Genomic DNA, 14,689 nt, shown 5'->3' on the forward strand with positions numbered 1-14,689 from the left:
GAGGATACCGAATGAAGCTCACCGTCGACGAACCGCTCTCCTATGGAGATGAGGAAGGCGATTTCTATATACAGCATGTGCATCGGACGAAGGCGTTTGGACGTAACAATCACTTTCATCCTACTTATGAAATCTATTATTTGGTGTCGGGGCAGCGTGTACATTTTATCGAGGACCGCTCCTACTCCCTTGCATCCGGTGACTTGGTGCTGGTGAACAAACAAGTCGTCCACAACTCTTCTGAGCTCGGTCCACCGGAACATGAACGGATCGTTATTAATTTCAGTGATGCCTTTCTGGGAACGGAGCATCCCTACTATGACCCGCTCCTGCTTCAACCATTCAGTCATAACGCGCTGCTGCTTAACCTCACGCCGCAAGAACAGTTACATATCCGACAGCTTCTTGGCAAAATGATCACAGAAGCCGCCGAGCAGCGGCCCGGCTTCGAAACCTATCTGCGGCTGCTGCTGACAGAACTCCTGCTATTCGCGGCAAGGCATCCCGGACCGACGTACTCCGAATCTACCAAACCCGAACAGCCGACTGCTCTCCATCACAAGATATCCGAGGTCGCCTTGCACATCAACGAGCATTATGACGCCAAACTTGCGCTTGCCGAGCTTGCCAAACAATTCTTCATGAGCCCCTATTATCTCAGCCGCAGCTTCAAGACCGTCACCGGCTTTACGCTAATCGAATACGTTCATTTGACGCGCATTCGCGAGGCGCAGCGTTTGCTCAAGGAGACTGATCTTAAAGTCATCGTCGTTGCGGAGCGCACCGGATTCGAGAACACGGGGCATTTTGACCGCATCTTCAAGAAATTGACCGGCATGACGCCGCTTGCTTACCGCAAAATGAATCCGTTATAAGCAAGTAAGCGATGGAATAGTTTTCCAAGTTCACGGAACGGCATAAAAGCCCACTTCCCACCTGTAACGGTTGTGACAGTGGTTATTTGGCCTAAAAAGCCAGGTTTTATTTTCTAACGGTTGCCAGCGGGCTTATTTTGACATTTTTCCAATAGAATCAATCATTATGCAGTGAATAACCACGCTCACAACCGTTAGCATTTTAAAAAGTGCTCATTTCATGAAATAAACACGCTGGCAACCGTTAAACATCAATAGGCCATAACGGAATCGAAATTGCGACCGAACAGCCGCTCATGACCGCAGTTATGCAGAACATGAAGAAGATTGCCCTCAGACAACCCGAAACGAAAAGAAACCCGACGTTACACAACGTTGGGTTTCTCTAAGATCGGACGCGATGGAAGAACTTCCTCCATCGCTCTCCCCGAGCTATTATTTCATTCGATACTCCCCGGCGCTCATCCCGGCATAGCTCTTGAACCGCTTATAAAACCAATCCAGCTCGCCATAACCGACAGCCTCTGCAATCTCGTACACCTTCTTATCCGATTGTCTGAGCAGCTCCTTCGCCTTCTCCATGCGCACCTTAAGCAGATAATCGTTGAACGACTCTTCTGTTCCGGCCTTGAATACCTTACCCAAATAATTCGGGTTCAAAAAAACCTGCTGCGCGATACTTCGTAAGCTGATGTTGGTGTGATACTGCTCCTGAACGAGCTTCTTCACCGTTGTAACCAGCGTGCTCGGCTGCAGCTGCTTGAGTCCGCATAACCGCGTTCGCACAACCATAGCCTTTCGGCTTACGAGAAGCTGCAGCTCCTCCATCGTCTTACATTTCATGACCCGTTCGTAATCGCCAAGCTCATACTCGAAGAGACCGTCGGCACTAGCGCCGAGCTCCCTGACAAGCTGCTGCAATTGGACGAGCAGCTCCAGCACGCTCTTACGAACGACACTTCCCGCTGCTTGCTCCGCTTTGAAGCCTTCCCATAAGCGAACAATAGCATCTTCTACCTGCTGCTCATCCTGCAAATTGGAAATCGTCTCAAGCACGCTTGCCTGCAGCTTCCCTGTACTTTGGAAACCACCGCCGCCGCCTGTATGCTCCATCGCATTTCTGCCAAGCAGGATCGAGCCGCTGCCCACCAGAAATTTTCCGTCGAGCGCTTCCTCTGCTGCGGCGAATGATAACGCGAGCTCTCTCCCATTTGAGGCCAGGCTCCCAACGCCGATGCTGATCGTTTCTTTCGCATTCACGGCAACGGCGTCCCTCAGCTTCCCAGCGAATGCTTGCAGCCCCTCACCTTCAAATTCGTCCTGCTGCCCCATGATGATGATGCCGTATCGTTCCTCGGTCATTTCGAACACCAGACCAAACCCGCCGCACAGCTCCTCCAGAATATTGCGCACCGCATAACGTTTCAGCTCAGCATCATGCTCGGTTAGTGCCATACTTGGCGAAGAGAGTGAATCCATCTCCACGAGCAGTGTACGAAGCGGCCCTGTTTCTATGCCGCTGCCAATGGCTCTTATCGCATCCTCGTACTCGCTTCGGCTGACCGGACCATGCGCAAGCTTCCGCAGCACTTGATCGCGAAGGGCAGATAAGCCCAGATGATGCTGTCGCTGAAACGACCTCTTCTCCGATATGCTCTGGCCAATCCGCTCCAAGATGGCGATTAATTCTTCTTCCTCGACAGGCTTCAACAAGTAATCATGGACGCCCATCTTGAGTCCTTGCCGTGCATATTCAAAGTCTTCATACCCGCTGAGAATAATGACGGGCACGTCCGTGAATTCCCGCAGCTTGGCAATCAACTCCAGCCCATTCATCGTTGGCATACGAATGTCCGTCAACACCAGCGAATAGTGGTTTCGCTGCATTAGCTCAAGCGCGCGTCGACCGTCTTCTGCCTCTGCTCTGATTTGGAAGCCGCAGGCCTCCCAATCAATGACATATTTAAGCGATTCTCTCGCGAGCGGCTCATCTTCCACGATTAGTACGCTATACATCTGTTTCGCCTCCATTATCCGCCTGCTGCATGGGAATGAATATCGTCACTTTCGTTCCTGCATCTTGCTCACTTTGCACGGTCAGCCCATAGCTGTCCCCATATCTGACCTTCAACCGCCGATTCACGTTGCGAAGGCCGATATTGGAGGTGACCTCCAGCGAATCCTGCTGCAAGCCGGCTTTAATTTCGGTTAGACGCTCGGGCGGCATGCCGAGACCATCGTCTTCTACGATGATATGAAGCGTCCCCTCCACCAACTCGCCTTTAATCTGAATGCGGGAGTGCGTCGGGCTCAGCTCTACCCCATGGGTGATCGCATTTTCAACCAATGGCTGAATGCACAATTTAGGTAAAGTAACGGCAAGCGCTTCCGAAGGGATATCGATGGCAAACGTAAATTTATCACCGAATCGATGCTGCTGGATTTGCAAATAAATCGAGATAAACTCCATTTCTTCGCTCAGCGTAATCGTAGGGCCGCCATTACGCAGCATCATGCGGAACGACTTCGCCAGAAGCCCAACGACTTTGGCCGTATCCCGCTCGCCTGCAATCAGCAGCTTGCCTCGGATCATATTCAGCACATTGAACAGAAAATGTGGATTGATTTGCGTCTGCAGCGCGTACAGCTCCACTTCCTTCGTCCGCAGTGCTTGCTCCTTCTGATCGATTTCCGACTGATACACCTCTTGGATGAGCTGTCCGACCCGCTGCACCATCAAATTGAACATTTGACCCAGCTGCGCAACCTCATCCTTGCCCTTTACCTCGACGAAACTCTGAAAATTATCCTTATGCACCCGCTTCATCCGAAACGACAGCTCTGTCAACCGGCGCGTCAACCCTACCGATATCGTTGAAATGAAGAGCGCAGAAACGACGATTGCCAGCAGGAACAAGAGAATCGAGAGCGAGCGAAGCTGTTCGATCTTCGGCATCAGCTCGTTAATCGGAATAAAGGTTAGTACCTTCATCCCTCGCACGGAGTTGTGAGATTCGAGCGTCTGAAACATAATCTGATAGCTGTTATGCTCATCCTCGTAGCTGAAGCTTCCCGCTGTTTCCTTTGTGATTTTCGAATAGAAAGGCAGCTCCTTTAATTGCTGAATCCCACCGGTCTGCGCACTGTCAATGAGCACTGTACCATCTGCCAGCGAGAAAATAAAACGCTTACTTTTACTCTCCACATTAATAAGCTCCGATAACACACGAAGCTGGATTTCAATCGAGACGACGTTCGGGGAAGCCGGGTCGAAATTGTTCATCCGTTTGCGGAAGCTGAACACCGGTTTATGCTCAAGCAGCGGTGTGTAAGGTCCGGTCCAGTAGCCGCCAATTCGATTATTGAACACCTTGCGGTACCAGTCGCTTTGCCTTGTCTCCTGATCGATCAGAAACACATTTGCGAATAGAAAGGTGGGGTTATCGGTATATAAGTTGAGATGAGAGATCGCTTTAGTCGCTTGGACGGCAGAAATAAAAGGCTGGTAATAGTCAAAATACGTATCGTACGCTTCCTGCTGATCCTTATATTGCTTCTGAAGCTTCTCATTCAAGGAAGAATTCAAAAATAAAGTGTTGGCATTCTCCTCATAGGAGCTAAGCTTGTTATCAAAGTTAGCACTTACCTGAGACAGAGAGAGTTCGGCATTCTCGATGATATGCTCATAGACCAAGTCGCTGCTGCGTTTCATGAGCACATACGTAAGTGAGCCCAGCAGAAGCAAAACAACGAATAAGTTGGCTACGATCAGCTTTGTCCGTATTTTCATGTCGCGGCTACCTCGCACCTTTCGTGGCTGTTCGTTTCTCACTCATTCGCTTTACCCAAGCTCATTTCCTCCCGCAGCAGCACGAAACATACTCCTTGCCCGCGGATGGCGCGAACAAGGAGTATGAATCATTTCTACAAGACGATTATTGGCCTAAAATAGCATTGTATTTGGTCGAAAAGTCAGCCCATAGCTGCGTATAAGCAGCTTCAACCTTCTTAAGACCGTTCTTATTAATAGCATCTGTCATATCGCTCCAATTGGAGTCGAACGCAGCATCATCCTTCGACATGATGACCTTCGGTAAGTACTTACGCCAAGTATCATCAATCTTCTGCTCTTCTACTTTAGTCGTATCCGGAGGCGTCAACTGCCAGATATAACCCGGCACATACTCAACCGGCGGCAAGAAATCTGCCCATACTTGCTTGCCGTACTTCGCCAGCACTTCTTTGGTCATGTCATCATAGTTGGCGATAACCATGTCTTTCGTAAGCGGTGTGGAATAATCGCCATCAGCCAGCTTCGCGCCATTGCCGATGCCAAACCAGGAGAAGTTGCCTGTTCCGATGCCGTGGAAGCCTTCTTTGTAATCCGTATCCGGATCTGCAAGACGCTGTTGAATCAGCTCCGGCTTCAGCACGCGATGACCGTCTTTCACATCGAAGTGCGTGCCTTCAATTCCCCACTGGGTTAGAATTTGCCCTTCATCGGAGAAGAGGAAATCAATCATCTGAATCATGCGCTCCGGGTTCTTCGCATTCTTGCTGATCGTCCATTGATAGCTTCCCGCTTGCGTCGGCGTCAGCGTGTTGGAGTGATCCTCCGTGCCTTCCGAGAAATAAATCGGTATATGGGCAAAAGCACGCTCCGGGTGACCCGAATTACGCAGCGAGGCTTCAGCGTCACCTAAAAACCAGCCCGGTGAATAAGCAGCAAGGACGCGGCCTTGTGCGGCTTTCGTTGCAATGTTGTCGAGCGAGAAAGCTTCTTTGTCGAACAGCCCGTTATTATACAGCTTGTTCAGGAATTTCAGGTATGCCTTGGATTCCTCAGAAACCGGATTGTACGTTACATTGCCGTTTGCATCAATTCGGGAACGGTCATGGTCAGGCAATCCCAGCGCATTGATGACCGGGTTGTTGAACTCAATCTTCATCGTCCAGCTGGCCATGGAAGCGGCGAACCCAATCGTATCCTTTCCGTCGATCTGCGGATGCTTATCGGCATAGGCTTTGATCACATCGTAGAGCTGATCGAAGGTTTTGATTTCCGGATAACCGGCTTCCTTCAGTACATCGTACTGCACGACGAAGTTTGCGCTGGCGTTGGCTGCCGCTTCTTCGCTCTTGTTGACGCCGGACAAGGAGTAGATATTGCCGTCTTTGTCTTTGAGCAGGTTGAAGTACTTGCCATACTTTTCTTTAATGTTCGGACCATATTTGTCGATCAGATCGTTTAGCGGAATAATGGCACCGGCATCTTTAAACTTCTGCGTGTAGTTGGCATCGAGAACAACGACATCCGGATAGTCGCCGGCCGCCAGCCACAGATCCCATTTCTGAAACTGATCGCCCACGGAGAGATCATATTTTAGTGACACGCCTGTTTTATCTGTAATCGCTTTCGTAATTGGCGTTTCCCATTTCAGCTTGTCATCTGCCGTGTTGATCGTAAACTCGATTGGACTTAAGTCCGGTGCAGCAGGCTCAGCAGTGGCATTATTGCCGGCAGCGGCCTCATCGGTCGTGCCATTGTTTGCTGCGTTATTCGTGTTCTTCGTCAATTCACTTGCTGCCCCGTCGTTATTATTGTTATTGGAGGAACCGCAGCCTGAGACAAGCGCTGCAAGTACGGTAATGATGAGTCCGAGTGTAAGTCTGCGTTTCAATCTTCTACCCTTCATCGTTAGACTCCCTTTCAATCATCGTTTTGTATATATCAACGGATCGATCGCTCCGTTTGATATCTTCTTAGATCTCCGGCTGCGCAGCCGGTTATTCCTTAATGGCAGCCAATGTGACGCCTTTGACGAAGTACCTTTGCAAGAATGGATAGACTAGTAGAATCGGCATCGTAACCACTATGGTCAGCGCGGCCCGAATCGTATCGGGATTGGACTGAATCGCTTTGCCGTCCACATGTTCATTCGCATTCGCTACTTGGCTTACACTTTGCAACAGTATCTTCTGCAGTTCGAACTGCAGCAGGCTTAGGTCCGGATTCCGGCTGGCATAGAGATTGTTATCAAACCAAGAATTCCAGTGGCCAACCGCGATAAATAACGTAATGGTCGAAATAACCGGCAAGCTGATCGGGACCACAATCCGAAACAGCGTCTGGAAGTCAGTCGCTCCGTCGATATGCGCCGATTCTACCAGTCCTTCCGGGAGCTGATCGAAGTAGCTGCGAATGATGATAACATTGAACACCCCGATTAAACCGGGAATGATATAGACGGCAAAATGATTCATTAACCCCAAGTTCTTGATCAGCAGATAGGTTGGAATGAGGCCGCCATTCACGTAGAGCGTAATGACCAAGATGACATTAAACGCTTTGCGGAATATGAATTGCTTGCGGCTTAGCGTATAGGCGATCATGACGGTACCCGTAACACCGAGCACAGTACCTAGTACGGTACGAATAACGGAACGGACAGCCGACCACGCGAGCGCATCATCACTCAATATCGCTCTGTAATTCATTAGTGTCCATTCTCTGGGCAGGAGCGTTATTCCTCCCTTCAAGGAATCGAGCGGATCGTTAAGCGACACCGCAATGAGGTTCAAGAAGGGAAACAAGGTTGCCATGCCGATGAGAAGCAGCAGCGTATAGTTAAAGGTGTTGAACGCATATGCGCCCCACGCCTGATTGCGATCCATGCTTAACCACCCTCCTTTTCTTGTCGGTGCTGAACTAGATTAATCGGCTTTGATTCGTTTTCTTGGCCAAATAATTGACGGCTAGCACCATCACTACGCTTACAACCGATTTAAACATGCTGATCGCAACCCCGAACGAGAAGTCTCCAAGCTGTGTCGAGTAGCGCAGCGCATACAGATCAAGCACCTCGGAATAATCAACGACGATCGGATTGCCAAGCAAATACTGCGACTCGAAGCCGCCCTGTATGATCCAGCCTACATTTAAGATAAGCAGTAGAATAGCGGTCGGCATGATGCCGGGAATAGAGATGTACCACATCTTCTGAAAGCGGCTCGCTCCATCGACCTCCGCCGCTTCATACTGCTCGGGATTCAGCCCTACCAAGACCGCTAAGTAGATGATGGTGCTCCAGCCCAGCTCCTTCCACAGGCTGACCGTCGTATGGATGAACCAGAACCATTTTTCCTCGCCCATGAAATAGAGTGGTTCCTGAATAATGCCAAGCTTCATCAGAATGCGGTTAAGCATGCCGTCATCCGGTGAGAGCATGGTGAGCGTAATGTTCGCAATGACGACCCAGGATACAAAATGAGGGATGTAGGTAATCGTTTGGATAACCCGCTTGAACCAGACGAACCTGACCTCATTAAGCAGCAGTGCCAGCGCAATGGCGCATACGAAACCGGCGATCAGCTGCAGCAGCCCCATCGCAAGCGTGTTGCGGAGTACATGGTAGAACTGCTCGTCTTGGAAAAGTGCGACGAAATTATCGAAACCGACGAAGGGACTCTGTTTGATCCCTTTGCCAAGCGTGTACCGCTGAAACGCCATAATCCATCCCCAGAGCGGGACATACGAGAACAGGACGATCAGGAGGACGAACGGAACAGACATGTAGATCAGCTGTCTTTGCATGATGACTTTCCTGCCGAAGCTGCGTTTGTTTGGTGCTGTATCTTGCCTAGTTGATGCCATTGATTTCACACTGCCGTACTCCTTTCTACCCTGTTTCTCATCCGTGTTGTTCTAGTTTTATTATGCAGGGGGCGCGCAGCACCAACAACCTGATAAACTGCAACTTATCACCCTAGTAGCGGGTGATCCTTGCGGAAGAGAAACACGCCATTACCAGGTAACTCGATCGTGCCCACTGCTATGGTTTGCTCCGTTGTAAGTTCATATAACGGCTCTATGAGCGTGATGGATTGACGGTCAGTACCATGATTGATTGCGAAAATATATTCCCGGCCCTCGCCGCTTACCCTTCGCGTGAGCTCGATGCTTTCGGGGACTTGGATGCCTTGAATCGGCGCTACATCGGCATCAGCGCAGATTCGATCCATAAGAGCATTCATTAAGGCAGGCTGCGGCTCCATGCCCAAGTAATAGGCGGCGCCTTGACCATACCGGTTGCATGTTGCGGCAGGCGATCCGGTGTAGTAGTCTTCGTTAAACGTGGCGATAGGTTCCGCCGTCTCGGGCTGGATGACGTCATACCAGGTCTGTGCGTGGTAGGCGTTATGTGGGTCATGGAGTAGAACGCTGCGCGTTTGACCTTCACGCAGAATGCCGTAGTCGGTAATCGAAATGCCCAGGAGCTCCCGATAAATGCCGGGCAGTGTTTGATCCGACATCCTGTTGTCCCACAGCCGGGAACCGGAACGGAAGTCGAGCAGAACTGTGCCGCCTTGCGCCGTATACTCGTAAATTCGCTGCTTGGCTTCCGGCTTTGACAGCATATAGTGCGGCAGGATGACGATACGATATCGGCCGAAATCCGCCTCATCGGACAGAAGATCAACCGGAATATGACGGTCATAGAAATAGCGATAATAGCCCTTGAGATGGCGGATATACCGGTGGCCCATGACCTGAGGCTGAATATCCATGACCCATTCATTCTCGTAGGAACGAATGATCGCGACTTCTGCTCCTGCGCAGCTGCCTTCGATGAGAGGCATGACTCGCTTCAGCTCCTCACCTACCTGCTTCACTTCTTCATACCGCCTGCCCGGAATGCCGTCATGCGGCAGAATGCCATGCCAGAACTGCTCCGCGCCGAAAAGACATGTCCGCCAGCGGAAATAGACGATCGCATCGGCACCGTGGGCGACCGAATGATAGGTCCATCTGCGAAGCTCCCCCGGACGCGGCGTTGGGAACATGATGTTGCCGCCGGGCGCGCCGCTTTGATGCTCCAGCACCCAGAAGGGGCTTTGCTTCACGCCGCGGGCCATATCGAGCTGAATTGCGCTTTCGCGGGGGTCCGGTTGATCGGTAAAACAAAGATTGGGATAGATGTCCCAGGAAGCGAAATCCAGATCCTTGGACAGCTCGAAGCTGTTTATCTCGTTCATCTCCGACCACATGTTATGGGTAACGGGCTGACTTGGGGCAAGCTGCTTCAGCAGGTCAAGCTGCCGCTTCTGATACGCAATGACGGAATCGGAAGCAAACCGGCGGTAATCGAGCTCAAGCCCCGGGTTATGCAGATGGAAGACGGTATACGCAGGAAGCACAATTTGCTCCCACTCGTTGTAGGTTTGGCTCCAGAACACCGTTCCCCAGCTTTCGTTAAGCCGATCGATGCTTGTATAGGTATGGCGAAGCCAAGTCTGAAAGGCTGCTCTGCAATAATCACAATAGCAATACACCGTATCGTTGCAGCCAAATTCATTGTCAGTCTGCCAGGCAATCACATTGGGATGCTCGCCGTAACGCTGCGCAACTGCGGTTACAATGCGATCCGAGGCTTCCATGTAGTTAGGATTGTTATAGCAATAATGCCTCCTGTTGCCGAAGCCCCGCGCAATGCCTTTGTTGTCCCTCATGTAGATGTCGGGGTGCTTATCCATGAGCCACTTCGGCGGAGCAGCGGTTGGTGTTCCTAAGATGACATCGATTCCTTGTCCCGCCAGTAGTTCGATGATGCGATCCATCCATGAAAAGTCGTAGCTGCCTTCATAGCGCTCAAGCTTCGACCACGCAAATTCGCCGATCCGCAGGACGTTCAACCCGGCTTCCTTCATGAGCTTTACATCCAGCTCCCAGCGTTCCTCCGGCCAATGTTCCGGATAATAACAAGCGCCAAATTTCATCTGCTTCCCTCCCCCTCGGTTGTCTATCTCATTATGGAGGAAGCGCTGCTGTGCCAAAACCTTATAAATCCAACCTTTTCACCATAGAAAATAGACCAATCCGGGGTTGGATTGGTCTATTCGCTGAAAAGTATTCCATTGTCGCATTATAAGCCACATTCCATATTCTTCATGCACGCTTCGGACCGATTTGTTCAGCTCTTTGTTGTCGAAACATTTTAGTAACTGCCGCTAGGCAGGCTCTGCCTGCCCGAGAAAGTTGCTCACGAAGTCTAACGGATGCCAGAGCGCCTATTCTCCCCTTTTTCGGCGTCCCAAATTTGTAACGGTTGCCAGAGAAGCTATTTCGTGATTTAGGTATGGTTTCCACCCGTAAAAGGACAAATAAGGTCTCTGGTAACCGTTAGAGAACATACATAGCCAAAAACGACCAAATAAGCGCTATGCCAACCGTTAGAATCAAGTGAATCTACCTCAGCTCCCATGCCTCCAGCCTATGAAGAACAGCATTTCCCCCGCGACTGAACAGACAAGTCCCCAAACTATCCGGCAGCGGATAGATTCGGTTCGTCATCGTTTTCTCGCCATCATTCGCAAATAGCTCCACTGACGAACGGTCGAGGAAAAGATGGAGCTTCAGCAGCCCGCCGTCCTGCGGCGTAAGCTGAACTTCACTGATTCCGCCATCGCCTTGACCGGCATGATCGCGGTTCACATAGAGCGTCCGGTCCGTAGCGCGGTAACCGACCTCGGTGTATTCGCTGCCGTCTGCCGAGCAGCGGAGTCTAAGGCCAAATTCGGCTGAATCTGAACGACCCGTGTCGAACAGTGCGATGATTTCCACTGCGTCTGATATGTTGCCCGGCAGCGCCACTTCCGTGCCTGCTTCGATCACCTGCGATTCTAAATCGTATCGCTCCCCCCGCAGCTTCTCCAGCTCTGGCACGGGAAGCATACGAATGCTGCCGTCCGGTTGCAAAATCAGCTCACGTGGAATTGTCATCGCGCCTGCCCATCCATCTTGCTGCTCGGGCATCGTCGCCCCCCACATATTCATCCATCCGAATAGAATGCGTCTTCCTTGATCGTCTTCCAGCGTCTGCGGCGCATAGAAGTCGAACCCGTAATCGAGTCGTTCCGCATGCATAGTCGTGAGCGTGCAGACTTCGTAGTCGAACGTGCCGGACAAATACATCGTCTTCGTTGCTCCCACGTTCATTGGGGAGACGATCAGCACATGATTCTCTCCGCCGCCTAGCGGGAACAGATCCGGGCATTCCCACATATCACCCTTCGAGCCATCGCTGTCAGCGGCAATCCCCACATAGCGCCACTGGTGCAAATCCGAAGAAGCATAAAGGCGAACATTACCTCGGCCTTCTATTCCGCTTCCAATTACCATGTACCAGGTATCTTCATGTTTCCATACCTTCGGATCGCGGAAGCCGAATAAGTTTTCTTCCGGCGGTCCCGGAATAACAGGGTTTGCTTCGCTTTTCTGGAAGGTAATGCCGTCATCTGAGCTGACAGCCAAGCACTGTACCTCCACAGGCGAATTGCCGGAAACATGTCCGGTGTACAACAGGGCAAGGGTATCGCCATCTACGACAGCGCTTCCAGAGAAGCAGCCGTAACCGCCGCTTTCGCCCTGATCATAGGGTTCTGAAGGTGCCAGCGCGACCGGAAGATGAGTCCAATTGACGAGATCCTCGCTCTTGGCATGTCCCCAGTGCATCGGTCCCCAATTCGGCTCGTACGGATAATACTGATAGAAGGCATGATAACTGCCCTTGAAGTAAACAAGTCCATTCGGATCGTTCATCCAGCCGGTTCTCGGCATCAAATGATAGCGAAGTCGAAAGCGATCCTCCAAGATCTGCGTGCTTCCTTCCTCCGTTGCTTGATTAGCCTTTGCAATGTGCTCTTCATGCTTCTTAGCTTGATTGGTTTCCATAACAGCCTCCTGCTCGAATGGGACTCCGTGCGCATGTACAGCAGCAACTTTTAACCGGATTATAGCATACTATTAACCTGGAATTACCTTTTTCCTACGTGGTAGTAGGACAGAAATGCGCGCTGTTCACGATAGCAGAGCACCAAAAAGGGAGCGCCGACTGCAACGAAAGCGGCATATCCTCTATCGCACTCCAAATCGGATTAGTTTGTACACTGAAAGCGGCATATCCTCTATCAGCGGAAAATCGGTGCGAGAAAGGTGCGAATATGGAGCGCCGACAGCAACGAGAGCGGTATATCCGCTATCCCACTCCAAATCGGGTTAGTTTGTACATTGAAAGCGGCATATCCGCTATCAACGTAAGACCATTGCGAGAATGGAGCGAATCTGGAGCTCCGCCGGCAACTGCAGCACCAAAATAGGGCAGCCCACAAACGGCTGCCCTCCCTATCACACACGATGCTGCACCGCATGTTTCGTCCGATATTCCATCGCCGAGATACCTTCCATCTCGCGGAACACGCGATTGAACTGCTTCGAATTCTCGAAGCCGACCTGCTCGCTGATCTCGTAAATCTTGTGCTCGGTTTCCTCCAGCAGCGACTTCGCCTTCTGTATGCGCACCCGCTTCAAGTAGACGACGAAGCTCTCGCCGGTAAACTCCTTGAACGCCTGGCTGAAATACGAGTAGTTCAGCGATACATGATTCGATACCGTCGCCATATTCAGGTCCCGATGATAATGCTCGTGAATGTAGCTGACCGCCTTCTTCATCTCCTTATGCTCGACATGCACAAGGCGCAGTCCTTTCACATAATCGTTTAACCGAAGCAGCAAATCCTCCACGCTGTGAAAATAATCATGAATCGTCTCGAAGTTATACATGCAGCCGACCTTCTTGTAGATCCGCAGAATTTCTACCGATTCCTCGCCGTACTGATTAAAGACGCGGTCAAACACAAGCTCGTTCAACTGCTTGCTGATTCCCTCGATCGACGCAATATCGAAGCCAGCCAGCTTCTTGGGATCAAGCAGCTCAGCAAGAATCTGCTTCATTTCCTTATCCCGCTCAGTTCCGAGCATATTCGCCAGACGCCGAATGTCTTCGATCGGCAAATGGCTCTCTTGATGGCGGACTCTCTTCCGGTCGAATAGCAGAAGCACCGGCTCTGCCGTTACCGCCTGCAAGAAGCCATATCTCAGAGCCTCGAGCGCTTCAGCATACGCTTGTTTAACTCCACCTGCACCAGACAACCGCTCGCTTACTCCGATTTGCCCCGATACGTGATGCTCCTTCATAAAGGCCAGCAATCCCCCCGGCCCCTCCGCCTCCTCGCAAATAACGACAAGCCGTTCATCCTTATCCTTGAAATAGAACCGAACTCCGCTAGAGCGAGAGGCCAGCAGCGCCTCCAACTGACCCGCTTTCCCGGAAGACAAACCGCCGCGAAGCTTTAGCAGTGCGATCACGTAACCACGCGCCTGAACCTGAGCCTGCCCCGGCCCATTATTCGCCCTCGCTCCAGCCCCCGCCTCCGAGGAATCCCGAGCTTCAACAAGCGCATCCCAGCCTGCTTTTGCACAACGTTCCGCAATTTCATTCTCCGTCAAATCCGGATGAAGAAAGATATAGTTCAATTGAGTCGCGAGCAGCTCATCCCGATAGTGATGCACTTCTCCCAGCCGCTCGTTTAGAGCCGCTTGCCTCTCCAGCTCACGCTCCACCCGATCAAGCGCCGTGAACAGTTCATCCCTTACAATCGGCTTGAGCAAATACTCCCGCACATCGTAGAGCATCGCTTCCTTCGCATAATGGAAATCATCATGCCCGCTTAGAATCATGACGACCGGCTTCTGCGCAAGCTGTGCCAATTCCCGAATCAGCGCCAGACCATCCATCCCCGGCATACGGATATCCGTGATAACGATCTCCACCTGACCTCCTTGGATCAGCCCGAGTGCTTCTTCCCCATCTGCTGCAAACAACATCTCATATCGTCCGGGATACCCTCGCTCAATGATCGCCTTCAGCCCGAGCCTGATATTACGTTCATCGTCCACAATCAGCAGTGTACGCATG

Annotated in this window: 9 protein-coding genes; 1 reads left to right on the forward strand and 8 read right to left on the reverse strand. The window is 51.3% G+C overall.

Going from position 1 to position 14,689, the window contains the following annotated elements; genetic code table 11:
* The first annotated feature begins 11 nt into the window (after positions 1-11).
* The gene (locus AC506A_RS15985) at positions 12-875 is read left to right on the forward strand and encodes a helix-turn-helix domain-containing protein (protein WP_495462011.1); all 864 of its coding nucleotides are present in this window, start codon (positions 12-14) and stop codon (positions 873-875) included.
* A gap of 435 nt (positions 876-1,310) precedes the next feature.
* Here AC506A_RS15985 and AC506A_RS15990 read toward each other — a convergent pair whose 3' ends face one another.
* The 8 genes from AC506A_RS15990 to AC506A_RS16025 form a co-directional block, all read right to left on the reverse strand.
* Positions 1,311-2,891, reverse strand: coding sequence for a response regulator transcription factor (locus tag AC506A_RS15990; protein ID WP_495462012.1), 1,581 nt, complete (start codon positions 2,889-2,891; stop codon positions 1,311-1,313).
* Positions 2,884-4,665 carry a sensor histidine kinase gene (locus tag AC506A_RS15995; RefSeq protein ID WP_495462013.1) on the reverse strand — a complete coding sequence of 594 codons (1,782 nt, stop codon included), beginning with the start codon at positions 4,663-4,665 and terminating at the stop codon, positions 2,884-2,886. The genes AC506A_RS15990 and AC506A_RS15995 overlap by 8 nt, the downstream gene beginning before the upstream one ends.
* A 145-nt stretch (positions 4,666-4,810) precedes the next feature.
* Positions 4,811-6,571: an extracellular solute-binding protein gene (locus AC506A_RS16000; protein ID WP_495462014.1), complete on the reverse strand. Its 1,761-nt coding sequence runs from the start codon at positions 6,569-6,571 to the stop codon at positions 4,811-4,813.
* 91 nt (positions 6,572-6,662) lie between these two features.
* Positions 6,663-7,550 (reverse strand): carbohydrate ABC transporter permease, encoded by an 888-nt coding sequence (locus AC506A_RS16005; protein WP_495462015.1) that lies wholly within the window; start codon positions 7,548-7,550, stop codon positions 6,663-6,665.
* Between the two features lie 34 nt (positions 7,551-7,584).
* Complete coding sequence (locus AC506A_RS16010) at positions 7,585-8,529, reverse strand: ABC transporter permease (protein ID WP_495462422.1); 945 nt, start codon at positions 8,527-8,529, stop codon at positions 7,585-7,587.
* Positions 8,530-8,636: 107 nt separating this feature from the next.
* Entirely contained in the window at positions 8,637-10,652 is a 2,016-nt protein-coding gene (locus AC506A_RS16015) for a beta-galactosidase (protein WP_495462016.1), read from the reverse strand.
* Positions 10,653-11,121: 469 nt separating this feature from the next.
* Positions 11,122-12,606, reverse strand: a complete 1,485-nt coding sequence (locus AC506A_RS16020; protein WP_495462017.1) for a glycoside hydrolase family 32 protein — start codon at positions 12,604-12,606, stop codon at positions 11,122-11,124.
* 453 nt (positions 12,607-13,059) lie between these two features.
* Positions 13,060-14,688, reverse strand: a complete 1,629-nt coding sequence (locus AC506A_RS16025; RefSeq protein ID WP_495462018.1) for a response regulator — start codon at positions 14,686-14,688, stop codon at positions 13,060-13,062.
* Position 14,689: the final 1 nt, after the last annotated feature.

The sequence above is a fragment of the Paenibacillus sp. N22P23 genome (genome assembly GCF_059383735.1).